The 24462-nt window shown below is 71.4% G+C and carries 26 protein-coding genes; 11 read left to right on the plus strand and 15 right to left on the minus strand.

What is annotated here, in order from left to right; translation table 11 throughout:
- Positions 1-4: 4 nt before the first annotated feature.
- The 7 genes from AC3EUV_RS03885 to AC3EUV_RS03915 all read right to left on the minus strand — a co-directional run bounded on the left by AC3EUV_RS03885 (position 5) and on the right by AC3EUV_RS03915 (position 7263).
- Complete coding sequence (locus AC3EUV_RS03885) at positions 5-718, minus strand: GvpL/GvpF family gas vesicle protein (RefSeq protein WP_435602147.1); 714 nt, start codon at positions 716-718, stop codon at positions 5-7.
- Positions 719-721: 3 nt separating this feature from the next.
- On the minus strand, positions 722-1162 hold the full coding sequence (locus AC3EUV_RS03890; RefSeq protein ID WP_432144516.1) for a gas vesicle structural protein GvpA: 441 nt from the start codon (positions 1160-1162) through the stop codon (positions 722-724).
- 79 nt (positions 1163-1241) lie between these two features.
- Positions 1242-1550 carry a gas vesicle protein GvpO gene (locus AC3EUV_RS03895; protein ID WP_432144515.1) on the minus strand — a complete coding sequence of 103 codons (309 nt, stop codon included), beginning with the start codon at positions 1548-1550 and terminating at the stop codon, positions 1242-1244.
- A gap of 263 nt (positions 1551-1813) precedes the next feature.
- Positions 1814-2443, minus strand: a complete 630-nt coding sequence (gene grpE / locus AC3EUV_RS03900; RefSeq protein ID WP_432144514.1) for a nucleotide exchange factor GrpE — start codon at positions 2441-2443, stop codon at positions 1814-1816.
- Positions 2440-4323: a molecular chaperone DnaK gene (gene dnaK / locus AC3EUV_RS03905; RefSeq protein ID WP_435602148.1), complete on the minus strand. Its 1884-nt coding sequence runs from the start codon at positions 4321-4323 to the stop codon at positions 2440-2442. Before dnaK ends, grpE begins: the two co-directional genes overlap by 4 nt.
- Before the next feature lie 393 nt (positions 4324-4716).
- Complete coding sequence (locus tag AC3EUV_RS03910; protein WP_432144512.1) at positions 4717-5778, minus strand: type III polyketide synthase; 1062 nt, start codon at positions 5776-5778, stop codon at positions 4717-4719.
- A gap of 276 nt (positions 5779-6054) precedes the next feature.
- Entirely contained in the window at positions 6055-7263 is a 1209-nt protein-coding gene (locus tag AC3EUV_RS03915) for a cytochrome P450 (RefSeq protein WP_435602149.1), read from the minus strand.
- 446 nt (positions 7264-7709) lie between these two features.
- Here AC3EUV_RS03915 and AC3EUV_RS03920 point away from each other — a divergent pair, with 446 nt between their 5' ends.
- Positions 7710-8441 (plus strand): SDR family oxidoreductase, encoded by a 732-nt coding sequence (locus AC3EUV_RS03920; protein WP_435602150.1) that lies wholly within the window; start codon positions 7710-7712, stop codon positions 8439-8441.
- Between the two features lie 79 nt (positions 8442-8520).
- Here AC3EUV_RS03920 and AC3EUV_RS03925 read toward each other — a convergent pair whose 3' ends face one another.
- On the minus strand, positions 8521-8925 hold the full coding sequence (locus AC3EUV_RS03925; RefSeq protein WP_435602151.1) for a VOC family protein: 405 nt from the start codon (positions 8923-8925) through the stop codon (positions 8521-8523).
- 77 nt (positions 8926-9002) lie between these two features.
- Here AC3EUV_RS03925 and AC3EUV_RS03930 point away from each other — a divergent pair, with 77 nt between their 5' ends.
- Positions 9003-9380: a hypothetical protein gene (locus tag AC3EUV_RS03930; RefSeq protein ID WP_432144509.1), complete on the plus strand. Its 378-nt coding sequence runs from the start codon at positions 9003-9005 to the stop codon at positions 9378-9380.
- Between the two features lie 75 nt (positions 9381-9455).
- Here the strand turns inward: AC3EUV_RS03930 and AC3EUV_RS03935 are convergent, their stop codons facing one another.
- From AC3EUV_RS03935 to AC3EUV_RS03945, 3 genes are all read right to left on the minus strand, one after another.
- A complete protein-coding gene (locus tag AC3EUV_RS03935; protein ID WP_432144508.1) occupies positions 9456-9770 on the minus strand; it encodes an SCO5918 family protein in 315 nt (104 codons plus the stop codon).
- An 86-nt stretch (positions 9771-9856) separates the two neighbouring features.
- On the minus strand, positions 9857-11368 hold the full coding sequence (locus AC3EUV_RS03940; RefSeq protein ID WP_432144507.1) for a DEAD/DEAH box helicase: 1512 nt from the start codon (positions 11366-11368) through the stop codon (positions 9857-9859).
- Positions 11369-11704: 336 nt separating this feature from the next.
- A complete protein-coding gene (locus AC3EUV_RS03945; protein ID WP_042152846.1) occupies positions 11705-11908 on the minus strand; it encodes a cold-shock protein in 204 nt (67 codons plus the stop codon).
- A 428-nt stretch (positions 11909-12336) separates the two neighbouring features.
- Between AC3EUV_RS03945 and AC3EUV_RS03950 the strand changes: the two genes are divergently transcribed.
- The 5 genes from AC3EUV_RS03950 (at position 12337) to AC3EUV_RS03970 (ending at position 16293) form a co-directional block, all read left to right on the plus strand.
- Complete coding sequence (locus tag AC3EUV_RS03950; RefSeq protein WP_435602152.1) at positions 12337-13020, plus strand: CBS domain-containing protein; 684 nt, start codon at positions 12337-12339, stop codon at positions 13018-13020.
- 90 nt (positions 13021-13110) lie between these two features.
- Complete coding sequence (locus tag AC3EUV_RS03955) at positions 13111-13791, plus strand: CBS domain-containing protein (protein ID WP_435602153.1); 681 nt, start codon at positions 13111-13113, stop codon at positions 13789-13791.
- A 109-nt stretch (positions 13792-13900) separates the two neighbouring features.
- Complete coding sequence (locus AC3EUV_RS03960; RefSeq protein WP_435602155.1) at positions 13901-14608, plus strand: response regulator; 708 nt, start codon at positions 13901-13903, stop codon at positions 14606-14608.
- A gap of 89 nt (positions 14609-14697) precedes the next feature.
- Positions 14698-15594 carry a universal stress protein gene (locus AC3EUV_RS03965; protein WP_435602156.1) on the plus strand — a complete coding sequence of 299 codons (897 nt, stop codon included), beginning with the start codon at positions 14698-14700 and terminating at the stop codon, positions 15592-15594.
- A 75-nt stretch (positions 15595-15669) separates the two neighbouring features.
- Positions 15670-16293, plus strand: a complete 624-nt coding sequence (locus tag AC3EUV_RS03970; protein ID WP_432144503.1) for a CBS domain-containing protein — start codon at positions 15670-15672, stop codon at positions 16291-16293.
- A gap of 51 nt (positions 16294-16344) precedes the next feature.
- Here the strand turns inward: AC3EUV_RS03970 and AC3EUV_RS03975 are convergent, their stop codons facing one another.
- Positions 16345-17202, minus strand: coding sequence for a universal stress protein (locus AC3EUV_RS03975; RefSeq protein WP_435602157.1), 858 nt, complete (start codon positions 17200-17202; stop codon positions 16345-16347).
- A gap of 206 nt (positions 17203-17408) precedes the next feature.
- Between AC3EUV_RS03975 and AC3EUV_RS03980 the strand changes: the two genes are divergently transcribed.
- Together AC3EUV_RS03980 and AC3EUV_RS03985 are read left to right on the plus strand one after the other, a co-directional pair.
- The gene (locus AC3EUV_RS03980; protein ID WP_432144501.1) at positions 17409-17840 is read left to right on the plus strand and encodes an SRPBCC family protein; all 432 of its coding nucleotides are present in this window, start codon (positions 17409-17411) and stop codon (positions 17838-17840) included.
- Between the two features lie 491 nt (positions 17841-18331).
- Positions 18332-18766 carry a hypothetical protein gene (locus AC3EUV_RS03985; protein ID WP_432144499.1) on the plus strand — a complete coding sequence of 145 codons (435 nt, stop codon included), beginning with the start codon at positions 18332-18334 and terminating at the stop codon, positions 18764-18766.
- 27 nt (positions 18767-18793) lie between these two features.
- Here the strand turns inward: AC3EUV_RS03985 and AC3EUV_RS03990 are convergent, their stop codons facing one another.
- Positions 18794-20038 (minus strand): PP2C family protein-serine/threonine phosphatase, encoded by a 1245-nt coding sequence (locus tag AC3EUV_RS03990; protein WP_432144498.1) that lies wholly within the window; start codon positions 20036-20038, stop codon positions 18794-18796.
- 134 nt (positions 20039-20172) lie between these two features.
- Positions 20173-20493 carry a GYD domain-containing protein gene (locus AC3EUV_RS03995; RefSeq protein ID WP_432144497.1) on the minus strand — a complete coding sequence of 107 codons (321 nt, stop codon included), beginning with the start codon at positions 20491-20493 and terminating at the stop codon, positions 20173-20175.
- Between the two features lie 419 nt (positions 20494-20912).
- On the opposite strand from AC3EUV_RS03995, the gene AC3EUV_RS04000 reads away from it, so the two are divergent.
- Together AC3EUV_RS04000 and AC3EUV_RS04005 are read left to right on the plus strand one after the other, a co-directional pair.
- Positions 20913-22034, plus strand: a complete 1122-nt coding sequence (locus tag AC3EUV_RS04000; protein ID WP_435602272.1) for an MFS transporter — start codon at positions 20913-20915, stop codon at positions 22032-22034.
- A 49-nt stretch (positions 22035-22083) separates the two neighbouring features.
- Entirely contained in the window at positions 22084-23211 is a 1128-nt protein-coding gene (locus tag AC3EUV_RS04005; RefSeq protein ID WP_435602158.1) for a sugar ABC transporter permease, read from the plus strand.
- Here the strand turns inward: AC3EUV_RS04005 and AC3EUV_RS04010 are convergent.
- Positions 23201-24427: an acyl-CoA dehydrogenase family protein gene (locus tag AC3EUV_RS04010; protein WP_432144494.1), complete on the minus strand. Its 1227-nt coding sequence runs from the start codon at positions 24425-24427 to the stop codon at positions 23201-23203. The genes AC3EUV_RS04005 and AC3EUV_RS04010 overlap by 11 nt on opposite strands.
- Positions 24428-24462: the final 35 nt, after the last annotated feature.

Here is a 24462-nt window from a genome sequence, read left to right on the forward strand (position 1 = left end):
GAGGTCAGACGAAGCTGTACGGCGGCAGCGGGCCGTGCAGGCTGAAGGTATAGGTGTCACCGCGCTGTCGGGCCTCCGCATGGATCGCCTCCGCGAAGGCCGCGGCCTTCTCCTGCTCCACGAGGAAGGACACATTGAGGAGGTGTTGCTTGGTCGGTTCGACGTCCGCGGTGCGTACGGCGGCCGGAGCGAGCCGGGCCACGATGTCCGAGCGGGCCCGCTCCTGACGGGCCTGCACCTCCTGCGAGATCAGCTCGCCGAGCGCCACCTTGTCGTCGTAGGCGCCGGGGTTCTGCCGCGTACGGTCGTTGAGCCGCCGCACCTCGGCGGACTCCCGCATGATCTCCCGCAGCAGGTCGTCCTCGTCGCGCTCCACCTTGAGGTGGTACTCACGGCGGCCGTCGACCTCCGAGAGCCGCTGGAGGTAGCTGTCGCGATCCTGTTCCAGCACGGCGGCCACCTGCGCGTCGTCGGTGCCGATCAGCCCGAAGCGCATCGGCAGGGCGGGGCCGTCGGCCAGCAGACGTTCCTGCACGCCCTGGTGGGCCGCCACATCGCGGCGTTTGGCCCGGAGCTCCGGCGGTGCGTCGCTGACCACCGCGCACAGATCCTTCGTGGTGACGGTGCGCAGCTCGGCCGCCGGGTTACCGACCCCGTCGAGTCCGGACAGCCGCAAGGGGTGGCCGGCCGCGGTGATGGCGTAGAGGTACGTTCCCATGGCTCAGTCCTCCCGTCGGCGTGCGGTACGGCGATTGCTCGCCGCGGAAGGCTTGCGGGCCGGGCGCTCTTCCTCTTCCGCGGAGTCCTCCTGGCCCTTCTGAAGGGATTCGCTGAAGGCCTCGACGGCGCCGGTCAGCGCGCCCTTCGACTTTCCTTTGGCGCCGCTCTCGGTCGCCTCACCGACCAGATCGGTGAGCTGGCTCGGCGCCTTGCGGCCGGATTCCAGATCGAGCCGGTTGCATGCCTCGGCGAAGCGCAGATAGGTGTCCACGCTCGCGACGACGACACGCACATCAATCTTGAGGATTTCGATGCCGACGAGGGATACCCGCACAAAGGCATCGATTACCAGCCCACGGTCGAGAATGAGCTCAAGAACATCGTAGAGATTTCCCGAACCGCTGCCGCTGGTGGGCGCGTTGGATTGCTGAATGGCAGTCATGACGGATCGTCCCTTCCAGGTGACTGGAGCGGGTCATGCGGCCGTGTGAGGTCGTGGTGGGCGCCGGGCGACGGCCGGTCTACCGGTCGATCTGGCCCCGCCCGTAGCGGCGGGTCCGCTCATATCCCACGAGTTGGCCCTGTTCATCGAGGTGGACGCGGTAGGAAGCCATCACGCTCGCGGTGTCCGGGACCCTGTCGATCTCCACCACTTCCACGTTCGCCAGCCAGCCGTCATCGGTGGGCTTGAGTGCCGACACCGAATCGGGCTCGCATTGCAGCAGTTGTGCAAGTTGCCCGGCGGCGTGGCGCATTGCCGTGGGGGCGGAGATCCGCTCCGGTCGCTCGTCGTGTGCTTTCCCGCGTTCCGTGTTTTCCTCGGTTGCCATGATCCCCGCCCGTCGTGCGTCGTAGGGCTTTCTGTCGAAGTACGGAGGCCGTTTGCTGGCGGTAGAGGATCGGGTGCCCCTGGGACTCGAACATATGCGTAGTGGCACACAGGGGGTGGCAATTCCATTGCGCCGAAGACCGCCGTCGCCGGGCAGTGCGGAGATCGACGTGCAGATGTACGTGCAGGTCGACGCACAGGCCGACGCGCAGATCACCGTACGATGCGGAAGGCGGGCTCAACTCCGACCCGCGTAAGGGTAGTTCAGGAGCTGGTCGTTGCGCCGGCGGGCGGTTCGCCCGCGACGGCCACCTGCGCGGGGCGCAGCAGCCGGTCGCCGACCCGGTAGCCGAGGCGGAGCACCTCGGTGCACGTGGCCTGCTCCAGCCGGTCGGTGGGGGTGTAGGTGATGGCCTCGTGGATCAGCGGGTCGAACGGGTCACCCACCGCGCCGATGGGCTGGAGGCCCAGCGTCCCGAGCTCGGTGCACAGTGCCTCGGCGATGCGCTCGAAGCCACCGGTCACCTCACCCCGCTCGGTGGCCTCGGCGAGCGAGTCGAGCACGGGCAGCAGCCGGCTCAGCACATTGGCCACCGCGATCTCGCCGACCGCCAGCCGGTCGCGGTGGACCCGCTTCCGGTAGTTGTCGTACTCGGCCTTCAGCCGCTGGAGGTCGGCGGTCCGCTCCCGGAGCTCGGCGTGCAGCACCGCCTCCGGGGGCACCGGCCGCCCGGCGGACCCGTCCTGGCCGGCGGGCCGGCCGGTGCCCCGCGCCCGGTCCTCCGGGCGGTCGGTGGCGTCGGGCGGGCCCGCTTCGGGGGGCTTCGTCGGGCCGTGTCCCACGAGGGCCAGCGGCGGGTGGGGCAGGCCGTGGACATTGGTCGGCCGGTTCATCGTCCGCTGCCCTCCTGCTTGTCGTCGTCGACGATCTCCGCGTCGACGACATCGTCCTGCTCGCCGGCGGCGGCATCCGGCCCGCCCTCACCGGCGGCCGCGCTCTGGGCTCCCGAGGTGGCCTGCGCGCCCTGGGTGTCGGCGTACATGGCCTGGCCCATCTTCTGGGAGACGGCCGCGAGCTTCTCGGAGGCGGTGCGGATCTCCGCGGTGTCCTCGCCCTTGAGCTTCTCCTTGAGCTCGGTGACGGCTTCCTGCACCTCGGTCCTGACCTCGCCCGGGACCTTCTCCTCGTTGTCCTTGAGGAACTTCTCGGTCTGGTAGACGAGCTGCTCGGCCTGGTTACGGGTCTCCGCGGTCTCCCGCTTGCGGCGGTCCTCCTCGGCATGGTGCTCGGCATCGCGGACCATCCGGTCGATGTCGTCCTTCGGCAGCGAGGAGCCGCCGGTGACGGTCATCTTCTGTTCCTTGCCGGTGCCCAGGTCCTTGGCCGTGACGTGCATGATGCCGTCGGCGTCGATGTCGAAGGAGACCTCGATCTGCGGGACCCCGCGCGGGGCCGGCGGCAGACCGGTCAGCTGGAACATCCCGAGCTTCTTGTTGTACGCCGCGATCTCGCGTTCGCCCTGGTAGACCTGGATCTGCACGGACGGCTGGTTGTCCTCGGCCGTGGTGAAGATCTCGGAGCGCTTGGTCGGGATCGTGGTGTTGCGTTCCAGGAGCTTGGTCATGATGCCGCCCTTGGTCTCGATACCGAGGGACAGCGGGGTGACGTCCAGCAGCAGGACGTCCTTGACCTCACCCTTGAGCACACCGGCCTGGAGCGCGGCACCGACGGCGACGACCTCGTCCGGGTTGACGCCCTTGTGCGGGTCCTTGCCGGTCAGCTCCTTGACCAGCTCGGTCACCGCGGGCATCCGCGTCGAGCCGCCGACCATGATCACATGGTTGATGTCGGCGACCTTGATCCCGGCGTCGTCCACCGCGTTGTGGAACGGGCTCTTGCAGCGCTCCAGCAGGTCGGCGGTCAGCTGCTCGAACTGGGAGCGGGTGAGCTTCTCGTCCATGTGCAGCGGACCGTCGGCCGAGGCGCTCAGATACGGCAGATTGATCGTGGTCTCGGTCGCCGCGGACAGTTCGATCTTGGCCTTCTCGGCGGCCTCCCGCAGCCGCTGGGTGGCCATCTTGTCCTGGGACAGATCGATGCCGTACGCGTTCTTGAACTGCTTGGTCAGATGATCGACGATCCGCTGGTCCCAGTCGTCGCCGCCCAGGTGGGTGTCGCCGTTGGTGGCCTTCACCTCGACCACGCCGTCACCGATCTCCAGCAGCGAGACATCGAAGGTGCCGCCGCCGAGGTCGAAGACCAGGATGGTCTGGTCGTTCTCCTTGTCGAGGCCGTAGGCCAGGGCGGCCGCGGTCGGCTCATTGACGATCCGCAGCACCTTCAGGCCCGCGATCTCGCCGGCCTCCTTGGTCGCGGTGCGCTGGGCGTCATTGAAGTACGCGGGAACGGTGACCACGGCATCCGTGACGTCCTCGCCCAGGTATTCCTCGGCGTCGCGCTTGAGCTTCTGGAGCACCCGCGCGGAGATCTCCTGAGCGGTGTACTGCTTGCCGTCGATGTCACCGCTGTCCGGGAAGCGCCACTGCGCCTCGCCCATGTGGCGCTTGACCGACCGCGCGGTGCGGTCGACGTTGGTCACGGCCTGCCGCTTGGCGACCTCGCCCACCAGCACATCGCCGCCCTTGGCGAAGCCGACCACCGACGGGGTGGTCCGGGCGCCCTCGGCATTGGTGATCACCGTGGGCTCGCCGCCCTCCAGCACACTGACCACCGAGTTCGTCGTACCAAGGTCAATACCCACTGCACGCGCCATGGTCTTCTCCTCACCTTGCGGCCCGCCCGTGGAACGGCCCGCGGAGGCTCCTCACCTGCTGATATGGGGAGCAAGCCGCCTACTCATCTGCATAAAACGCACTGACCCACATGTCAAGATATTCCTATTCAAGGCAAAAGTTCGGTATGCGCCAACCGCTGCCCGGCCTCGTCCGGCGCCTTCCGGCGGCCGCTCCCCGGTGCTCCTCCTCCCGGCATCCGGCCGCACCGCGGCACTTCCCGGGTCGGCACGGCCCCGGCGCCTCCCACACGGCCGCACCGACGCGGGCCCGGCCGCTACCCCAGGGGAGTGAGACGCCGCGGCAGAGCGCCGTGCGGACACATGCACGGTGCGCCCGGCGGATCACCGTCCGGGCGCACCGTGCGGGTGCACTCACGTCGCGACAGGCGTCGAGGCCCACGTACCGAGGGCCATCTCGGCGGTGATGCCGGGACCGAAGCCCGCCAGCAGACCGCGGTGGCCGTCGACGGCCGACGCCTCGTCGAACATCCTCGCCAGCGCGTCGAGCACCACACCGCTGGCGATATTGCCGTACTCGGTCAGCGTCGCCCGGCTGAAGCGGAACGCCTCGGGCGGCACCTCGAGGAAGTGGCACAGGTCATCCAGAATGCGCGGACCGCCCGCGTGGACGATGTAGAAGTCCAGTTCACCCGCGTCCCATTGGTGCTCCTGCGCGATGGCGCGCAAGGCGGGGGCGAGCGGCTCCATGGTGCCGGGGACGCGCTTGTCCAGCTGGAAGTGGAATCCGGTGGAGCGCACCGCGTAAGAGATCCAGTCCTCCGTGTGCGGGATCAGGTACGAGCTGTTGCGCTCCAGACGGACGCCGGTGCCGCCGGTCCCCCGGACCACCGCCGCGGCGACCGCGTCGCCGAACAGGCCGTTGGACAGCAGCGATCCCACGCCCAGATCCGTGGGCTGGTAGCACAGCGAGCAGAACTCACACGCCACGATGAGGACGTTGGAGTCGGGGTACGCCGTGCAGAAGTCATGCGCCCGGTTGATCGCGGCGCCTCCCGCGGCGCAGCCGAGCTGGGCGATCGGCATCTGACGGGTCTCCGAGCGGAAGCCCAGGGTGTTGATGAGCCATGCCGTCAGCGACGGCATCATGAAGCCGGTACAGGAGACGTAGACGATCAAGTCGATCTGCGTGGGCTCCAGTTCGGCCCGGTCGAGTGCCTCGCGCACCACGGCGGGGACCCGGGCCTTGGACTCCTCCTCGTAGACCGCGCTGCGGGCGTCGAGCCCGGGATGCTTGAGCACCTTGTCGATCGGCTGGATCAGATGCCGCTTGCGGACGCCGGTGTGCTCGATCAGGCGGAGCACCAGCCGCAGCTGCGAATGATCCTTGTGCATCCGCCGCGCGAGTTCGAGGGTGTCTTCTTGGGTGAGGATGTATTCAGGGACCGCGATTGCAGGTTTGCACAGAACCGCCATGGGATGGGCTCCTTGCAGACTTGTGGGCCGCCAGGGAATTCCCTACTTTCCATTTCGGTCGCCGTCGGCCGGTGGCGCCCGCCGAGGCAACCGGCCCGAAAGGCGGGCAAGTCGGCAGGGCGGGCGGAATCGGCGGACTGGGGTTGCACGACTCTGGAGAGAACTATGTGCGGACCATCCGTCGAAGAACGAACTCTCCCCGTGCTGGTGGATCTTCTTTCCGACTAGTAACCGTACGCCAGGGAGGTGAGTTCTGCATTCGCGGCGCCGGCCCCCTTACCAGGCGACCGGCAACTCCAGCGGATAGCGCCAGATCGAGGTCGTGTTCCAGCGCACGTCCTCGGCCGGCTGGTCCAGCCTGAGGTCGGGGAAGCGCTCCAGGAGGGCGCCGAGGGCGACTTCCAGCTCCGTGAAGGCGAGCGGGGCGCCCAGGCAGTGGTGGCCGCCCCAGCCGAAGGTCATGTGGGACGGGCGCTCCTCGCGCTCCAGATCCAGCTCGTCGGGCCGGTCGAACTTGCGCTCGTCCCGGTTTGCGGTCAGGTAGGAGACGTGCACGATGTCCCCGGCCCGGATCGTCACCCCGCTCAGCTCCACGTCCTCAAGGGCGACGCGGGGGATGCCGACGCCCTTACGGAACGGGATGAACCGCAGCAGTTCCTCCATCGCGTGCGGCAGCATCTCCGGGCGGGCCCGCAGCATGGCGAGGTCCTTGGGCCGGGTGAGCAGGGTGTAGGCGAGGTTGCCGATCTCGTAGGTGGTGGTGTCCTGGCCGGTGATGAGCAGCACCATGGCCAGCACCGTGAGTTCCTGGTCGTTGAGGAGCTCGTCGCCGTCCCGGGCCGTCGCCAGCGCGCTGATCAGGTCGTCCCCCGGGTGCTGGCGCCGCTTCGCGGTCAGCGTCTTGAAGTAGGCGCGCATATCGGCCTTGGCGCGGACCGCTCTGTCCCGGTTCTCGGGGGTGAGGTTCATCATGGTCCGTGCGTGCCCGCGCAGTTGGTCGCGGTCGCCCTCGGGGATGTCGAGGACCTCACAGATCGTCGTCAGCGGCAGCGGGGACGCCAGGCTCTCCATCAGGTCGGCCGGCGAGCCCTGCGCGGTCATCCGGTCCAGCAGCTCGTCCACGACGTGCTGGGTACGGACCCGCATGCGCTCGACCTGACGCGGGGCGAACGCCTTGGAGACCAGGCTCCGCAGGCGGCTGCTGGCGGGCGGGTCCATCACGTTGATCGCCTCGTCCTGCACGATCGGCTCAGGAGTCATCCGCGGGAAGTCCCGGCCGATGATGGCACTGCGGCTGAAGCGCCGGTCGGTCGTCACCGTGCGCACATCCTCGTACCGGGTCACAAGCCAGGCTTCGCCCTCCCCGTAGGGCAGCTTGATACGGGCGACCGGTTCCTCGGTCAGCAGACGCTTGAGCGTCGGATCGAATTCCAGTGCCTCGGCATAGTCGAACGGGCAGTTCCACACGGTAGCGCCGGATTCCATCATGAGCTCCCGAAGTCAGAGGTGATGAGTGGATGCACCGCCTGTGAAGGCAGAAAGAAGGCGCGCGTACGCGTACGCACCGGGCCGTCGGCCAGAAACGCGCCAATTCATCCCGGATATCGTAAACACCGGGATACGGGGGCGGCTCAACTGCCCGATCACGCTGGGGAATGACAGCTGCCGTGGTCCGCCATTCCCCGGTGAATTACGGCGGAGGGCGGGCGCCCGAGGTATTGCGCCATAAGGGTGATGGCCCCGGGATGCGGTAGCTGCTGTACCCGGCCGCGCCGAATTGACAAACATGCTTGCCGGTATGGCAAATAGCAGGGGCTCGCCGGCCTTCGCGCGGTGCCGGGGTGTGCGGCACCCAGGCACCAGCCGTCCTGGTCGCGCCGCGCTCCGCCGTGGAGGCTCGCCGGTGAGACAACTGGCAAAAGGAGCAGCCCATGACGGAGCACGAGAAGGTCGTCCTGATCACCGGCGCGAGCAGCGGCATCGGCGAGGCGACCGCCCGCCGCCTGGCCGCCGACGGGCACCGCGTCTTCCTCGGTGCCCGCCGCGCCGGACGACTGGTAACGCTGTGCCACGACATCAACGGCGCCGGCGGCAGCGCGGCCTTCCGGCGGCTGGACGTCACCTCCGCCGAGGACCTGCGGTCCTTCGTCGCGGCCGCGCAGGAGGAATTCGGCCGGGTCGACGTCCTGGTCAACAACGCGGGGGTGATGCCGCTGTCGCCGCTGGAGGCGCTGCGGGTGGACGAATGGGACAGGATGCTCGACGTGAATGTGCGCGGGGTCCTTTACGGGATCGCCGCCGCACTGCCGGTGATGCGCGCCCAGGGCGCCGGCCACCTCATCAATATCGCGTCGGTCGGGGCGTATGAGGTGGTGCCCACCGCCGCGGTCTACTGCGCCACCAAATTCGCCGTACGCGCCCTCTCCGAGGGGCTGCGCCAGGAGGCCGCGGCCGGGATACGGGTCACCCTGGTCTCGCCGGGCGTCACGGAATCCGAACTCCCGGACAGCATCACCGATCCGACGGCCCGGGAGGCCATGGCGGCCTACCGCGCGGTGGCCCTGCCGGCCGCCGCGGTCGCGGACACCATCGCCTTCGCCGTCAGCCGGCCACCGGAGGTCGATGTGAACGAACTGGTCGTGCGCCCGGCGACCCGTACCTGACAGCAGGGCGTGCCTCGCAGCATCGGGGGCGCCACCGAACTCGGTGGCGCCCCCGGCCTCTCCACCCGCCGGACTCGGCTCAGTTCGCCTGCCCCAGGGCGTGGCCCTCGCTCGCGGCGAGGACGAAGGGGTGGCCGGCGGGATCCGCATAGCGGCGGGCGTCATAGGGCCCGCGGTTCTCCCGGGTCCGCAACGGCCGCGCTCCCAGGCTGACCGCCTCGCGCTCCGCCTCGTCCATGTTGTCCTGCGGGACGAGGAAGTGCAGATGCGCCTGTTGTGAGTCGTCCGGGCGGGGCCAACTGGGCGGCGCCGCGCCCCGGTCCCGCCGAATCGCGAGGTGTACCTTGTCGCTCTCGATGACCTCGATGTAGTCCGGGCTGGACCCGATCCGCACTTCTCCGCCCAGGAATTGTGCGTAGAAGTCCGCCAGTGCCGCGGGCTCCGCGCAATCCAGTACCAGGACGCTGGTCTTGGCGATGGCCATCCCGCCCCCTTCCTGTCGACGGGGGCGCGCTGCGGGAGTGGTGCCGAGGGCCGGTCGCCGCAGTAGAGTCTGCTCCCATGTCGAAGCCCGACGAGCTGCTTGTCGACATCGCCGCCATGGTGGAGTCGGAGCAGAGCAATCAGATGTCTCTCACAGTGGTTGTCCAGGGCGCTGTGATCACCGGACGGCTGGCGCCCGAGAGCGTGTGGCGGCAACGTGTGGCCGAGGTCCTGGAGCAGTCGCAGCGGCTGGGACCGTTCTCCGCCCTCTTCTCCTCGGCCGGCGCGGACACCCGCCCGCCGCAACGGAAGGGCCCGCCCACCCACCTGCATTTCCATGTGGCGAGGATTCTCCAGGGCAGCATCGGCCTGCCCGAGACCGGCGGGATGTACCGCGTCGAGATCAAGGACGTAGGAGCCTGGACGGTGGGCGACTTCAGCTACTCCGACCACTGAGGCCGCGGTTGGGAACAAAGCTGGGCTCCGACCGGTGCGGTCGGAGCCCACTTCGTTGCCGGGTGGTGGCCGGTCTCAGCTCGCCGGGTCACCGTCGGACGTCGGCGGAGCCTGGAGCAGGGCCGACGCCTCCTCAAGAGGCGTACGGGCGGCGGGGGCCGAGGTGCTACAGGTGAACCCGAGGCGGGTCAGCGCCCGGGTCACCTCCCCGGCGGTGAAGTCGCGGCGGTCCTGCCGGGTGATGACCTCGCCCACCTGCTTGACGGGGTAGTGGCGGCCACCGATGAGTGCCGAGTCACCCGTGATGGGTTCGGGCTCGATGCCCTTCATCGAGTCCTGCACCTCGGTCTTGATCAGGTCGAAGGGGAAGCGGGCGATGACGCAGCGCATAGTGCCTCTACAGGGTAGAAACGAACCGGAATCGGACTGGCGGCGGAGCGGGAAAAGCGCGGTGTACGCACCGTACGGCTTCCGTGCTACGAAGTCGTGCCGGCCGAGCGCCGACGCTGCGGCGTCCCGGACGCGGTCCGCGGCGTGCCCGTACCGGAGGAGCGACGGGCCTGAGCGGAGCGGCTGCGCCGTCCGCGGGTCGAGGAACCGCTGCGCTTCGGGCGTTCGACCACCGGCGCGGCGATCGTGACGGGAATCCCGGAGGGAGCCTGGGCACCGGTGATACGGGTCAGCTCGGCCTCGCCGGAGCGCACCTGGGTGGACTGCGGCGTGATCCCCGCGTCCGCCATCAGCCGGTCCATCTCGCGGCGCTGGTTGGGCAGGACGAGGGTGACGACGCTGCCGGACTCCCCGGCGCGGGCGGTGCGGCCGCCGCGGTGCAGGTAGTCCTTGTGGTCGGTGGGCGGGTCGACATTGACGACGAGGTCGAGATTGTCGACGTGGATGCCACGGGCCGCGACATTGGTGGCCACCAGCACGGTGACCTGGCCGGTCTTGAACTGGGTCAGCGTCCGGGTCCGCTGGGGCTGGGACTTGCCGCCGTGCAGCGCCGCGGCCCGTACCCCGCTGTTCAGCAGGTGCTTGGTGAGCTTGTCCACCGCGCGCTTGGTGTCCAGGAACATGATCGACCGGCCTTCGCGGGCGGCGATCTCGGTGGTGGTGGCGTGCTTGTCGGTGTCGCGGACGTGCAGCAGGTGGTGTTCCATCGTGGTGACGGCGCCCGCCGACGGGTCGACGGAGTGCACCACCGGGTCCGTCAGATAGCGCCGGACCAGCAGGTCGACGTTGCGGTCCAAGGTGGCAGAGAAGAGCATCCGCTGCCCCTCGGGGCGCACCTGGTCGAGCAGCGCGGTCACCTGCGGCATGAAGCCCATGTCGGCCATCTGGTCGGCCTCGTCCAGCACCGTGATGCCGACCTGGTTCAGACGGCAGTCGCCGCGGCCGATGAGGTCCTTGAGCCGGCCGGGAGTCGCGACGACGACCTCGGCGCCACCGCGGAGTGCGCTCGCCTGGCGGCCGATCGACATTCCGCCGACGACGGTGGCCAGCCGCAGCGACAGCGCCTTGGCGTAGGGGGTGAGCGCATCGGTGACCTGCTGTGCCAGTTCCCGGGTGGGGACCAGTACCAGGGCCAGCGGCTTGCCCGGCTCGGCGCGCTGCCCGGCGGTGCGGGCCAGCAGGGCCAGCCCGAAGGCGAGGGTCTTGCCCGAGCCGGTGCGGCCACGGCCGAGTACGTCACGCCCGGCCAGCGAGTTCGGCAGCGTGGCGGCCTGGATCGGGAACGGGGTCGTCACCCCTTCCGCGGCCAGTGACGTCAACACCGCGGCCGGCATGTCGAGTTCGGCGAACGACTCGGCCGGCGGCAGCGCGGGGGTGTGCGTGACGGGCAGGGCGAACTCCCCCTGCGGCGCGGCGGTCCGGCGCCGCTTGCCACCGGAACCGGAGCGGTTGGACGACTGCGAGCGGTAGCCGCCACGGCCGGAACCGGCGGAGCGGGTGCGGGAGGAACGGTCGTTCGGGCGAGATGCGCGGTTCATGGAGAACCTTCCTCGATGCGGTACGTCGAGGAATTCCCGGCAGCTGACAGCCGCACACAGGAGAATCGCAAAACGGACCGGAGAAAACAGATGGAACGCGGCGGGACGGAATCGACCGCCGACGTGGGAAAAGACGTCGCCGAAGAGCGGCGAAGGTGTTGCCGGATCGGGAGCCGGGCGGGGCGGCGTGCTGTCGCAGCGGGCCGCGTGGTCCGGTACCGGGCGGGTTGCGCCGGGTCGCCGGCGGGGCCGTGACGGCACCCGCGGCGTATTCCGGGCAACGAGCTGGGGCCCGCACCCAAGGTGCGGGCCCCAGCTGCGATGTGTGCGTCGGCGTCAGGCAGGGAGAATGTTCTCGGCCTGCGGGCCCTTCTGGCCCTGGGTGACGTCGAAGGTGACCTTCTGGCCTTCCTGGAGCTCACGGAAGCCCTGGGTGGCGATGTTCGAGTAGTGGGCGAAGACGTCAGCGCCGCCGCCGTCCTGCTCGATGAAGCCGAAACCCTTTTCCGAGTTGAACCACTTCACGGTACCGGTAGCCATGTTTATCTCCTTCGGGGGCAGTGCCGGGGCCGCACTGTGCGGACCCCGCGTCGCCGCGATGATTGCCCCGTCCGGAAAAACCGGAAATACAAAAGCGCTCCCGCCGGCCTGGAATGGCGGCGGGGGTGCGAGAAGTCTTTGGGAACCACAACCACAACTGCAACTGAGATCGACAGTAGCACGGCGCGAGCAGCCGTGCGCAGCTGTTACCCCGCCATTTCCGGGCCCGGAAACCTTGCTGACCTGCCCAGTTTCCCGGTGGTTCGGCGAGCCCGGGCCGCCGGACGGCAGTGCGGGGCGGAGCCGGGGCCCGGTGGCCGTCCGGCGTCGGACAGGGACCGTACGGCCCCTGTGCGGCGCGCGCGGCGCATTCCAGGCTGGAGGTGTCACGGGCCGGGTGACGTCGGTCCGGGTACCGAGGAGGCATCATGCAGAACACTCCGCACCTCGTCAGCGATGTGATGACACGGACCGTGGCCGCGGTCGACCGGGAGGCGCGGTTCAAGGAGATCGTGGAGACCATGGAGCGGTGGCAGGTCAGTGCGCTGCCGGTGCTGGCGGGGGAGGGCCGGGTGGTCGGGGTGGTCTCGGAGGCCGATCTGCTGCCCAAGGAAGAGTTCCGGGAGTCCGACCCTGACCGCCTGGAGCAGCTGCGGCGGCTCGACGATGTGCGCCGGGCGGGCGCGCTGACCGCGGGGGAGCTGATGACCGGTCCCGCGCTCACCGTGCGGGCCAATGCCACGCTCTCCCAGGCGGCCCGGACCATGGCGCGCGGCTCCGTCAAACGGCTGCCGGTGGTGGACGCACACGGGGTGCTCCAGGGCATCGTCAGCCGCGCCGACCTGCTGAAGGTCTTCCTGCGCTCGGACGAGGACCTCGCGGAGGATGTCCGCTACGTCGTGGGGGAGCTGTTCACGACGCCCGTCAAGGATCTGCGGGTCACGGTCATGGACGGGGTGGTCACCCTGAGCGGCCGGGTCCGGGACACCTCGCTCATCCCGGTGGCCGCACGACTGGTGCGCGCGGTGGAGGGGGTCGTGGACGTGGAGTTCGATGTCACCGCGCCGGCCGCCGCCCGGACCCGGACGCCGATGGCGGGCCCGCAGCGCTGACGGGACCGTTCGCCGGTTCTCGCGGGCGGGCGCCGCAAGCACCGGACGGCCGGGAGCGGGCGCGGTGGCGGGCCGTACCGAGGAGGCGTCATGGCGCACAGCCCGTACACCGTCGGCGAGGTGATGACCCGGGCCGTGGTCGCGATCGGCCAGGAGGCGCGGTTCAAGGAGATCGTGGAGACCATGGGGCGGTGGCGGGTCAGTGCGCTGCCGGTGCTGGCGGGGGAGGGCCGGGTGGTCGGGGTGGTCTCCGAGGCGGATCTGCTGCCCAAGGAAGAGTTCCGGGGGGTGCAGCCGAGCCGGCTGGAGCAGGCGCGGCGGCTGGACGACGTCCGCAAGGCCGGCGGGCTGACCGCGGGGGATCTGATGAGCGCGCCCGCGCTGACCGTGCACGCCGGTGACACCCTGGCCCAGGCGGCGCGGACGATGGCGTTCAAGTCGGTGAAGCGGCTGCCCGTGGTCGATGCCCAGGGGCTGCTCCAGGGCATCGTCAGCCGCGCCGACCTGCTCAAGGTCTTTCTGCGCCCGGACGAGGAGCTGGCGCAGGAGATCCGTACGGAGATCATCGGCCGGCTGTGCCCCGCGGCGGCCGACCAGCCGGTGGTCACCGTCACCGACGGAGTGGTCACCCTCAGCGGCACGCTCCGCGACCCGTCGCTGCTTCCCGTCACCGCCCGTCTGGTGCAGGCGGTCGAGGGCGTCGTGGACGTGCGGTTCGACGTCACGGGACCGCCGCCCGCCGGGCAGGAGCGCCCGTCGGGCCATGGCTGACACGCGCTGCCGGCCGGGGCCGCCGCGGGACGGTCCGGTCTGGCAGGCCCCTGCGAGAGGGGTCACGATGGGGACAGTGAGACGGACGTCTTGGCAGCCGGAGGGCGTCATGAGCGACGCGGAGGCATTCTCACCGCACCGGCCGATCCGGGTGTTCCTGCTCGACGACCACGAGGTCGTCCGGCGCGGGGTGGCGGATCTGCTCGATGCCGAGCCCGATATCGAGGTGGTCGGCGACGCCGGGACGGCCGCCCAGGCGCTCGCGCGCGGACCGGCGCTCCGGCCGGATGTCGCGGTGCTGGATGTGCGGCTGCCGGACGGCGACGGGGTCTCGGTGTGCCGGGAGCTGCGCTCGCGGATGCCGGGACTGGCCTGTCTGATGCTCACCTCGTTCGACGACGACGAGGCGCTGCTGGACGCGATCATGGCCGGTGCGGCCGGTTATGTGCTCAAGGAGATCAAGGGGGCGGATCTCGTCGCCGCGGTGCGCACGGTCGCCTCCGGCAGCTCGATGCTCGATCCCGCGACGACGGCACGGCTGATGAGCAGTCTGCGCGGCGGCGACTCCGAAGCGCCGCCCGAGGAGGCGGCGCTCTCCGGTCTGTCCCCGCGGGAGCGGGAGATCCTCGGCCTGATCGGTGTTGGGCTGACGAACCGTCAGATAGGCAAGCGGCTCTACCTCTCCGAGAAGACCATCAAGAACCACATCTCCCGCCTGCTGGCCAAACTCGGTGTGGAGCGGCGCATCCAGGCGGCCGTCCTCGCCACCCAGGCCGCCTCGGCCCCCGGCGCGGGACCGGGCCCGCACGGGACCTGAGGCGGGAGCAGCGGTGCGGCCCGCCTCGTACGGCCCCGGAGCCCAGGGCCCCGCCGGCCCGTTTCTCCGACCCCGAAAGGAGCACCGTCATGGAGCCGGACATCATCACCGTGGGGCTCGACGGTTCGCCGGAGAGCCTGGCCGCCGCGCAGTGGGCCGCTGACGAGGCCGACCGGCGCCAGGCGGTGCTGCGGCTGCTCCATGCGTGGATACTGCTGTCCGCCGAGGCGGCGGACACGCCCGCCGGACATGACCAGAACACCGCCGCCCGGCAGATCGTGCGCCAGGCCCTGGACGAGGTCCGCGAACGCCGCCCGCACCTCCAGATCATCGAGGACCTGGTGGGGGCGGAGGCGGAAGACGCGCTGGTGCGCGCGGCCGGGGAATCGCTGATGCTCGTGCTCGGGTCGCGGGCCCTGGGGACCTGGGAAAGCTATGTGCTCGGCGATGTGAGCCTGAATGTCGTGGGCGGGGCCAAGGGGCCGGTCGTCCTGGTCCGGGCGCCCGGGCAGGCGAAGACCCCGCGCCACCCCTCCGGGCACGACACGCCACCTGCTCCCCGGCCCCGGGTCGTCGTCGGCGTCAGCCTCAACGGCCCCGCCGACCGGATGCTGACGTTCGCCTTCGACGCGGCGGCGAGCCGCGGCCTGCCGCTTCAGGCCGTCCACGGGCGCCCGCTGCCCGTGCAGGCGTACACCCCGTGGGGCATCGACCCCGATGCCGCGAAGGAACTCACCAAAGAGGCGGACATCGAGCTGCGGGACGCCCTGCGCCCCTGGTGTGAGCGCTTCCCCGGTGTGCTGGTGCAGGAGACCGTGCTGCCGGAGAGCCCGACCCGGGCCCTGGTACAGACGGTCTTCGGGGCCGAACTCCTGGTGGTCGGCCGCCGGCTGCACCGTCCCCTGCTCGCGCCCCGCGTCGGCCCGGTCGCCCATGCCGCCATCCACCATGTGACCTGCCCGGTCGCTGTGATCCCGCACGACTGAGCACGTGCAGACCGCACTCCCCGCCCATGGGGCCGACGAGATCAGGCCCGGCACACCCGGAGGGACTGGCCAGAGATGAGGCACCGCACCGTGGCAGACCTGATGACGCCCGAGGCCGTCGTCGTCCAGCGGGGCACCCCGTTCAAGGAGATCGCGCGGCTGCTCGACGAGTACGACATCACCGCCGTACCCGTGCTCGACGAGGACGGCCAGCCGGTGGGGGTGGTGTCCGAGGCCGATCTGCTGCGCCGGCAGATCGCGAAGCTCGGGGCGACCACCGCCGAGGCGATCATGACCAGCCCCGCCGTGGTGGCACGGCCCGGGTGGAGTGTCGTCGAAGCGGCCAAGACGATGGAGAAGAAGAAGGTCAAGCGGCTGCCCGTGGTCGACGACTCCGGGCGGCTCATCGGGGTGATCAGCCGCAGTGACCTCGTGCAGCTGTTCCTGCGCCGGGACCGGGCCATCCAGGAGGAGGTCCTGGAGGAGGTGCTGACGCGCACGCTCGGGGTGGCACCGTCCGCGGTCACGGTCGAGGTCTCCGACGGCCATGTGACCCTCACCGGCGCCCTGGAGCGCAAAAGCCTGGTCCCCATCGCCGTGCGGCTGTGTGAAAGCGTCGACGGGGTGGTCGAGGTGGTGGACCGGCTCAGCTATCTGCGGGACGACACCGCCACGCACCGGCCGGACGCGCCGGAGTAGCGCGTACGGGCCGCCGCCCGGCGTCCGGGAGGCGGCCGCGGCACCCGGCACTCAGCCCTGCGGCACGACCGAGACGGGACAGTTGGCGTGGTGCAGGGCTGCATGAACGACGGGGCCGAGCAGCATCGGTGACCGCCGGCTGCGGCGCCCGACGACCAGCAGGCCCGCATCGCAGCAGGCCGCCAGCAGCACGGGGGCGGCCCGGCCGCTCGCCACGTGCGGGACCACCTCGACGGCGGGGAACTTCACCCGCCAGGGCAGCAACGCCTCGGCGAGCATCTCGTGCTCCGCGCGGCCCGCGTCCGCCCCGTGCGGCGAGCGGCCCGGCCCGTCGGGCACCGGGCCCACGGTCGCCGCCGGGCCCCACGCCCGTACGGCGCGCACCCGTGTCTGATGGGCGTCGGCGGCCGTGAAGGCGAATTCCAGCACGGCCTCGTCCTCCGGCCCCGCATGCCGGACGCCCACCACGATCTCCCGCTGCGGAAACGCCGCGTCCTCGCGCACCGTGACGACCGGACACACCGCCTGGCCCAGCACCTGGAGACTGACCGAGCCGAGCAGGAAACCGGCGATCGCGCCGTGCCCGCGCGACCCCAGAATCAGCATCGTGGCCTGTGCGCTCCGCTCCAGCAGCGCGTCCGCGGGCCGCTCTGCGACCTGCTCGGTGGTCACCGGAATCCCCGGGTGCCCGGTGTACGCCAGGTCCACGGCGCCACGGAGCAGCTCGGCTCCACGGCGCTCCCGGCCGGCCGCCTCCGGAGCGGCCGGCGGGACGTTCGCCGACGGAGATCCCCAGGAATGCAGCAGATGGAGCGGGAGGCCCCGGGCCGCGGCCTCCTCGGCGCCCCAGAGCACGGCCGGCACGCTGTTCCCCGTGCCGTCCAGTCCTACGACCACCGGGCCGGCCATGACGCACCTCCGCGCACTCGGGGCCTCCACGGGCGCCGGCGTCTCGCCCCTGCCTCTCCAGCGTGGCCGCAGCGGCGCCGCCCCCGGCATGAGCCACTCGGCCCCATCGGCCGGCCGGCAGGCCCGGAGCGGCTCGCTTCCGGTTCCCGGCCGGAGCACCCTGGAGACATGACCGTGTAGCCGTGAACCGAGCTGTGAGGTGCCTGATGAGCACTCTCGAAGAACATATTGACGTCGGCGTTCCCCTCGATACCGCGTGGGACTGCCTGCACCGGCCGGATTCCTATCCGCAGTTCCTGGACGGGGTACGCGAGGCCCGGCAGGAGGGCGAACACCGCACGCATCTCGACATCGACGCGGGCGGGCGGCCACAGGAGTGCGTGGTCGAGATCACCGACCGCAGCGTGGAAAACGTCATGCGATGGCAGACCACCAGCGGTCCCGACCTGGCTGGCACCTTCTCGCTGCTGCCCCTCGACGACCAGCACACCCGGGTCCAGGCCCGGTTCGAGTACGACCCGGGAACCATCAAGGAGACGTTCGGCGGACCGCAGGGCTTCGCCCAGGCAACCGCGATCGAACGCGGCCTCCGCAGTGACCTGGAGCAACTGAAGCAACTGGTGGAACGGGAGCGCTGAGCCGCTCCGGCCCGCCCGTCCCCGTGGCCCGCCCTGGCGGATCTTCCACCGCATCGGTGCGGGCCACGGGTGGCCGGGTCGGTGTCCATGAGCCTTCGTGATCATTCGCGTCGTCACCATTCGCGATCATTCGCGGTGGATGCGCGCGGCAACTATCACTCCGTCCCGAATGGCCGGTACCCATGAGGATCGCGGCCATCGCCACCCTGAAGCTCTGCATCACGCGGTCGATGACTCCTGGTCCAGAGCCGAATCGGGTGTAGCGCCCGCCGCCCGTCCGCTGTGCGTAACGGCCCTTTGTGCACTGAAGTCCTGGATGCTCCATCATCGGAAGTCCCGAGCGATACGAGGATTTGGATCTTCCTCTCCCATCGTGCGCTCCATGTCTGCCGGATGCACCTGCAAGGGCGAGGGCAATCAAGTGCTGCCGCGCCGAGGCCGCCGCGCGTGACCCCGTCGATCTGAGTGCACGGCCCATCACGGTCAACGGGATGGGCCCGCTGCGCATCGGTATGAGCCGTCAAGCGGCCGAGCGTGTGGTCGGGGCGCGGATTCCTGACGGGCCGGGTGGGCCGGAGTGCCGTGACCTTGGCGTCGAGGGAGGGCCCGAGAACCTCTTGCTGCGCTTCTCCAACGACGACGACCGGCTGGTGGCGATCTCCGTCCTGTCGTCGACGCCGGCATCGCTTGCCACCGCCTCCGGCGTTCATGTGGGGAGCACGAGGGAGGACGTGCTGGCCACGTACGACAGTGAGGTGACGTCACGTCAGGGGCTCGGCGGGCCCGAGGAGCTCGTATTTGCTCCCAGGCTTGCGAAGTTCCACGGGAGGGTCATCACCTTCCTCATGAACGACGACGGTACGGTCGCGTCCTTCATCGCCGGTGAGCGCCATTTCGCCGACCCGCTGCCCTGCGGCAGTGACTGACGGATCCTCAACGGGCGCCTGCCGGAACTACAGCCGTACGACCACGAGTGCGATGTCGTCGCGGGCGCCGGCGCTGACGCCGAGGCGGGTCAGCAGGGCGTCGGCGAGGCGTTCGGGGCTGAAGGTGCTGTAGCGGGCGAGGGCGTCGGTGAGCCGGGTGAGGCCGGTGTCGATGTCCTCGTCGCGGCGTTCGATGAGCCCGTCGGTGTAGAGGACGAGCGTGTCGCCCGGCACGTACGGAAGGTGGGCCTGGGGGCGCGGCACCTGTTCGGGGTGGGCGCCCAGGGGCGGGTCGGTGGCGCGGTTCAGGAGTTCGTGGGTGCCGTCGGTGTGCAGCAGGACGGGCGGGGGGTGGCCGGCGCTGCTGTAGGTGACCTGGCGGCCGGCGGTGTCGATCAGTACCTGGACGGCGGTGGTGGCCAGCGCCTGGTCGACGGAGCGGGCGTACAGGCCGAGCACTTTCAGTGCCTGGGCGGGGCCCTCGACGGAGCGGGCGGCGGCACTGAGGGCGCTGCGGAGCATGCCCATGACGGCGGCGGCATCCAGCCCGTGGCCGACGACATCGCCGACCGCGACGGCGAAACCGTCCCCGGGGAGGTCGACGATGTCGTACCAGTCGCCGCAGACGTTCAGGGAGCCGATGGCGGGGAGGTAGCGCACCGCGATGTCACGGTGCCCGGCGAGGTCGGGGGAGTGGAGCATGGCCTCCTGGAGGGTGAGGGCGACCTGGCGTTCGCGGGCGTGGGCCCGGCGCAGTTCCTCGTTGAGGTGCTGGAGCGCGCGGGCCCGGACGTACAGCTCGGCCTCCATCGCCTCCTCGCGTTCGCTCAGCCGCCCGCCGGGCAACGGACGGGCCCGGCGGGAGTGGACGAAGGCCGTCACGTCCTCGACCCGGTGGATGATCCACGCCACCCTGCCGTCCGGCCCGGAGACGGGGGTGTTGATCGTGGACCACCAGCGCTCCTCGAACTCCCCGGCCCGCTCCGTCACGGGGATGTCGTACCGCTGCACCGCCATCGTGTCCGGCTCCCCGGTCGACAGCACCCGGCGCAGTGAGGGGAGCAGGTTCTGCACCCCTTCGGCGTCGGGGTCCGCGGGGTTGTCGGGGAAGGCGTCGAAGACGTACTGCCCGAGCAGCTCGTCGCGGGTGCGCAGGGTCGCCTGGACATACGCCTGGTTGACGTCCACGATGACCAGCTCCGGATCGAGGACCAGGCACGCGCTCGGGGTCGCGGCGAACAGCGCCGCATGATCGAGCTCCGGTCTCCTCACGACGCTCCCTGCCCATCCTCCCGCGGCCCGGTGCTGCCGACCCTCGTCCGGCCGCCGTCCACAGCCGCCGCGTGGCCCGCGTCCGCCCGCCCGCGTCGCACACCGCGCCACGGGTCCGTCCCGGGCAGCGGCGGTTACGCCCCCGGCGGGCGGAAGCTGACCGACTTCTTGGCGGCCTCGTCGATCTCCTCGACCGTCAGCAGCGGAATCGTCTTGGAGTGCAGGGCTCCGCTGGCGCGGACGGTCATGGAGATGGCGGCCATCGACACCTGGTCGGGGAAGTCGAGGACGCAGTAGAAGTCGGCGTCCCCGTAGGCGAAGTAGACCGTCTCCAGCGTGCCGCCGCACGAGCTGACCACCTGCTCGACGGCCGCCTTGCGTCCGGAGCCGCCCTCGGCGAGCAGGCCCTTCATGCCCTCGGCGGTATAGCTGGCCTGCACCAGGTACTTCGGCATCCGGCTCTCCCATGCTTCGGCCCGTGCGACAGCGGACCGCGGTAGCGCGGTCACACGGACACCCTCGCCCGCCAGGTGCGGACCGGCCACCGGGCGGCCGCCGAACGGATGAGCCGGCGGTGGCGAGCCGGCTGCGGCGGGCCGGCCGGACTCCCGCGGCGGGCCGCCGCGACCCCGCAGCCACCCAGCGAAGGCCGAAAACGCGCCACCGAACGGCGCGCCGCACTCTCCCCGCGGGTTGCCGGGAACCAGGCGCCGGGACCGTACGACTGACTGGACCGGGGCCCGGAGGAGGGCCGGAGCTGCCGGGAGGGCGCGTGCTGGTGAAGCGTGGCAAGGAACCGGAGGCCGCCGGGCCGGACGGTGGCACCGTACGGGCGCCGGGCGGCCGGTCGCTGACCGTGCTGCTCACCACGGCGATGGCGTTCTCCATGCTCCAGCTGTTCGTGATCGGGGCGCTCGGGCCGCGGCTGGTCGGGGAGTTGGGGATCTCGCGCACGGTGCTGGGCCTGACCACCACGGCGGGCTTCGGGGCGGCGGCCGTGCTCTCGCCGATGGCGGGCCGGCTGGTGGACCGGGTGGGCCCCCGCCGCTGCCTGATCGCACTGCTGCTGCTCACCGCCGTCTCGCTCACGCTCATCGGCGCCGTGCCGGGGGCCGGCGTGCTGCTGCTGGCCGTCGCACTCGGCGGGGTACCGCAGGCGCTGGCCAACCCCGCCACCAACAAGGTGATTCTCGCCGCCGTTCCGGCCGGACGCCAGGCCGCCGTCACCGGGTGGAAGCAGTCGGGGGTGCAGTGCGGGGCGTTCGTGGCGGGGTTGCCGCTGTCGCTGCTGGCGGCAGGGGTGGGCTGGCGCGGCGCGGTCTGGGCGGCGGCCGCCGCGGCGGCGCTGGCCGCGCTCTGGGCGGCCCGGGCCCTGCCTGCCGACCGGCCGCCGGCCACCACGGGCCCGCCCGCCCCGGCCTCGTCCCCCCGCGACACCCGCCGGCTGGCCGCCTTCTCCCTGCTGCTCGGCTGCGGCATCGCCTCGGTCAACACCTACCTGGCGCTGTTCGGCTCGCAACGCCTCGGGATGACCGCGACCACGGCGGCGGCGCTGGTGGCCGTCCTGGGCGTGGCCGGTATCGGCGGACGGGTCGGCTGGGCACGGGCGGCGGGGCGGCCGGGATGGGCCGAGGCGCTGCCGGCGCTGCTGGCGGCCGGTGCGGTGGGCGCCGCACTGCTGCTCGCCGCCGCGCTCCGGGCACATCCGCTGGTGTGGCCGGCCGCCGTCGCGGTCGGCTCGTTCGCGGTGTCGGCGAATGCCGTCTCCATGGTGCTGGTGCTGCGGAGGGCGGCGCCCGGCCGGGCCGGGAAGGACTCCGCCCTGGTGTCGGCGGGGTTCTTCGCGGGGTTCGCGGTGGGGCCGCCGCTGTTCGGCGCGCTGGTCTCCGCGACCGGATACGGGCCGGGCTGGCTCCTGGTGGCGGCCGAGTTCGCGGCGGCGTCGGCGATCGCCGTTCCCCTGATGCTGCGTCGTACCGGAGGACCCGATGCATGAGGCCGCCCATGGGACCGCCCGTGACAAGAGGCATGAGATGAGCCGTGAGATGAGCCGTGAGACGACTGGCCAGGCGTCTTGGGCCGACCGTGCCTGGACGGTGGTGCTGGAGCGGACCGCGCAGACGGCGGCCGAAGTGGGGCCGCGCTTCCCGCTGTTCGCCGACCCGGAGACCGGCACCTGGAAGACCACCTCCCGGGGGTCCTGGACGGGTGGCTTCTGGGCCGGACTGCTCTGGCTGCGCGCCCTCGCGTCCGGCGCTCCCGAGGACCGGGCGGCCGCGGCCGCCTGCACCCGGAGACTGGCCCACTGGATCGACCAGGACACCGCCACCCGCGGGCTGATCCTCTGGTACGGCACCGCGCTCGCCGCGGGGCCCGGGGGCGACAGCCTGGCGGCCGGGCTGCGAGAGGCGGCGGCCCGGTCCTGTCTTGCGGCGTACGACCCGGAGCAGGAACTGGTGCCCTGGGGCGCGGCGTTCGGCGGCCCCCGGATGCTGGCGCGGGTGGACGCGGTGCCGGGGCTGGTGCCGCTGCTCGCCGGCCTGGGCACGGAGGGTGAACGCGCGGCGTACGGCCATCTGACCCGGCATCTGACGCTGAGCCACACCGAGTGTCCACCGCGCCCGGCATGGCAGTCCGGCCCCGATGACGGCTGGACACCCTGCGCCGAACCCGCACCGGGATGGAGCCGCACCACGCCCTGGCTGCTGCTCGGCCTCGCGGACGGACTCCACTGCCTCGCCGACGGGCTCAACTCCCGTGCGGTCGGGGCCCTGTGGGAGGCGGCGGACCGGCTCACGGCACCGGGGCTCGCCCCGGCCACGGCACCGCCGCTCGCCCCACCCGCCCCGCTCGTCCCGCCGGCACAGGAGGATCAACCGTCCGGCCCGCTCGACACCTCCGCGGCCGCCATCGAGTCGGTGGCCCTGCTGAAGCTGGCCGCCCTGGCGCGGGCGACGGACCGCGGCGACCAAGCCGACCGGCTGACCACGCGGGCCCGGCAGATCCTGCACCGCCTGTGCACCCGCCATCTCTCGGCCCGTGGGGCGCTGACGGACGGGTGCTACGACGCCGCCCGCGCCCTCGCCCCGCGCCATGAGCTGATCTGGGGCGACTTCTTCCTGGCGATGGGACTGGCGCTGCTCACCGGCCGGTTGGAGCCGTTCACGACATGACGGGGTAACCGCGCAGCACCCGGCGGGCCACGGCCGTGATGTGCAGCTCGTCGGGGCCGTCCAGGAGCCTGGCCGTGCGGCCGGTGCGGAACAGTCCTGGCAGTGCGGTGTCCGGGCCGAGGCCGGCCGCGCCGTGTACCTGGATCGCGGCGTCGGCCACCTGCTGAAGCATGCGGGCCGCCGCCACCTTGGCCAGACCGGTCTCCAGCCGGGCATCGTCGCCCGCGGCCAGCCGGGCCGCCGCCTCATGGACCAGGGGCCGGGTGGAACGAAGGGCCAGCAGCGAGTCGAAGACCAGCTGCTGGACGAGCTGACGGTCCGCCAGTGGCCCGGCCGACTGGCTTCGTGACCGGGCCCGCAGACACATCAGGTCGAAGGCCCGCTCGGCCTGCCCGAGCCAGCGCAGACACCGCAGCACCCGGCCGAGCACCAGCCGCTCCCCGGCGATCCGCAGCGCCTGGCCGGGGGCGCCCACCGCCTGCTCGGGCGGTACCGCGACACCGTCGAGCTCGATCTCCCACTGGCCGCCGGCGCCCAGGACCGGCAGCTCCCGCACCACCGTGAACCCCGCGGCGGACGTCGGCACCAGAAACAGCGACAGGCCGTCCGTCCCGGCGCCTTCGTCCGCCACCCGCGCCAGCACGGTGACCAGATCGGCGTCGCCCGCTCCCGAGGTGAACCACTTGCGGCCGTGCAGGACCCATCCGCCCGCGGCGTCCGGGACGGCCCGGGTCGCGGTCAACCCCGGGTCGGTGCCGGGGGTTTCGGGCTCGGTCATCGCGTAACAGGTGCGCACCTCGCCGTCGGCGATGCGCCGCACAAACCGGTCCCGCACGGTGTCGTCGGCATGCCGGGCGAGCATCAGCACATCGAGGAGGGGAGCCGAGCCGAGTGCGGCGGGGCCGTGGTCGCTGGCTCCCTCGGCCTCCGCGATATGGGCGTAGAGCGGCAGGCCGAGCCCCTGGCCGCCGTATTCCTCCGGCAGCGGCAGGGCCCACAGCCCCGCCCGCTTCGCCTCCGCCTGGAGCCCGCGCAGCGCACTGCGCGCCGCGTCGCCCCCCGCGTCCAGCACCGGCTCGCACGGCATCACCCGGTCCCGTACGAACGTCCTGACCCGCTCGCGCAGGGCCGCGGCCTCGGGCGGGCAGTCGGGCGGCCCGAGTCCGGTGGCCCCGAGGGGCGGGTCCGTCGACGGCAGGTGCTGCTCAGGGTTCATGGCGGGCACGGCCTCCTCCACATTCAGCGGGAACT

Source organism: Streptomyces sp. bgisy130, assembly GCF_057708345.1.

Coding starts and splice junctions, on each gene's coding strand:
- dnaK (WP_435602148.1), bottom strand. CDS start 4,323: ATGGCGCGTGCAGTGGGTATTGACCTTGGTACGACGAACTCGGTGGTC.
- AC3EUV_RS03955 (WP_435602153.1), top strand. CDS start 13,111: ATGGCGCACAGCCCGTACACCGTCGGCGAGGTGATGACCCGGGCCGTG.
- AC3EUV_RS03940 (WP_432144507.1), bottom strand. CDS start 11,368: ATGAACCGCGCATCTCGCCCGAACGACCGTTCCTCCCGCACCCGCTCC.
- AC3EUV_RS03920 (WP_435602150.1), top strand. CDS start 7,710: ATGACGGAGCACGAGAAGGTCGTCCTGATCACCGGCGCGAGCAGCGGC.
- AC3EUV_RS04000 (WP_435602272.1), top strand. CDS start 20,913: ATGGCGTTCTCCATGCTCCAGCTGTTCGTGATCGGGGCGCTCGGGCCG.
- AC3EUV_RS03985 (WP_432144499.1), top strand. CDS start 18,332: ATGGGCCCGCTGCGCATCGGTATGAGCCGTCAAGCGGCCGAGCGTGTG.
- AC3EUV_RS04010 (WP_432144494.1), bottom strand. CDS start 24,427: ATGAACCCTGAGCAGCACCTGCCGTCGACGGACCCGCCCCTCGGGGCC.
- AC3EUV_RS03960 (WP_435602155.1), top strand. CDS start 13,901: ATGAGCGACGCGGAGGCATTCTCACCGCACCGGCCGATCCGGGTGTTC.
- AC3EUV_RS03895 (WP_432144515.1), bottom strand. CDS start 1,550: ATGGCAACCGAGGAAAACACGGAACGCGGGAAAGCACACGACGAGCGA.
- AC3EUV_RS03910 (WP_432144512.1), bottom strand. CDS start 5,778: ATGGCGGTTCTGTGCAAACCTGCAATCGCGGTCCCTGAATACATCCTC.
- AC3EUV_RS03965 (WP_435602156.1), top strand. CDS start 14,698: ATGGAGCCGGACATCATCACCGTGGGGCTCGACGGTTCGCCGGAGAGC.
- AC3EUV_RS03995 (WP_432144497.1), bottom strand. CDS start 20,493: ATGCCGAAGTACCTGGTGCAGGCCAGCTATACCGCCGAGGGCATGAAG.
- AC3EUV_RS03935 (WP_432144508.1), bottom strand. CDS start 9,770: ATGCGCTGCGTCATCGCCCGCTTCCCCTTCGACCTGATCAAGACCGAG.
- AC3EUV_RS03925 (WP_435602151.1), bottom strand. CDS start 8,925: ATGGCCATCGCCAAGACCAGCGTCCTGGTACTGGATTGCGCGGAGCCC.
- AC3EUV_RS03975 (WP_435602157.1), bottom strand. CDS start 17,202: ATGGCCGGCCCGGTGGTCGTAGGACTGGACGGCACGGGGAACAGCGTG.
- AC3EUV_RS03945 (WP_042152846.1), bottom strand. CDS start 11,908: ATGGCTACCGGTACCGTGAAGTGGTTCAACTCGGAAAAGGGTTTCGGC.
- AC3EUV_RS03980 (WP_432144501.1), top strand. CDS start 17,409: ATGAGCACTCTCGAAGAACATATTGACGTCGGCGTTCCCCTCGATACC.
- AC3EUV_RS03970 (WP_432144503.1), top strand. CDS start 15,670: ATGAGGCACCGCACCGTGGCAGACCTGATGACGCCCGAGGCCGTCGTC.
- AC3EUV_RS03890 (WP_432144516.1), bottom strand. CDS start 1,162: ATGACTGCCATTCAGCAATCCAACGCGCCCACCAGCGGCAGCGGTTCG.
- AC3EUV_RS03930 (WP_432144509.1), top strand. CDS start 9,003: ATGTCGAAGCCCGACGAGCTGCTTGTCGACATCGCCGCCATGGTGGAG.
- AC3EUV_RS03950 (WP_435602152.1), top strand. CDS start 12,337: ATGCAGAACACTCCGCACCTCGTCAGCGATGTGATGACACGGACCGTG.
- AC3EUV_RS04005 (WP_435602158.1), top strand. CDS start 22,084: ATGAGCCGTGAGACGACTGGCCAGGCGTCTTGGGCCGACCGTGCCTGG.
- AC3EUV_RS03915 (WP_435602149.1), bottom strand. CDS start 7,263: ATGGAATCCGGCGCTACCGTGTGGAACTGCCCGTTCGACTATGCCGAG.
- grpE (WP_432144514.1), bottom strand. CDS start 2,443: ATGAACCGGCCGACCAATGTCCACGGCCTGCCCCACCCGCCGCTGGCC.
- AC3EUV_RS03885 (WP_435602147.1), bottom strand. CDS start 718: ATGGGAACGTACCTCTACGCCATCACCGCGGCCGGCCACCCCTTGCGG.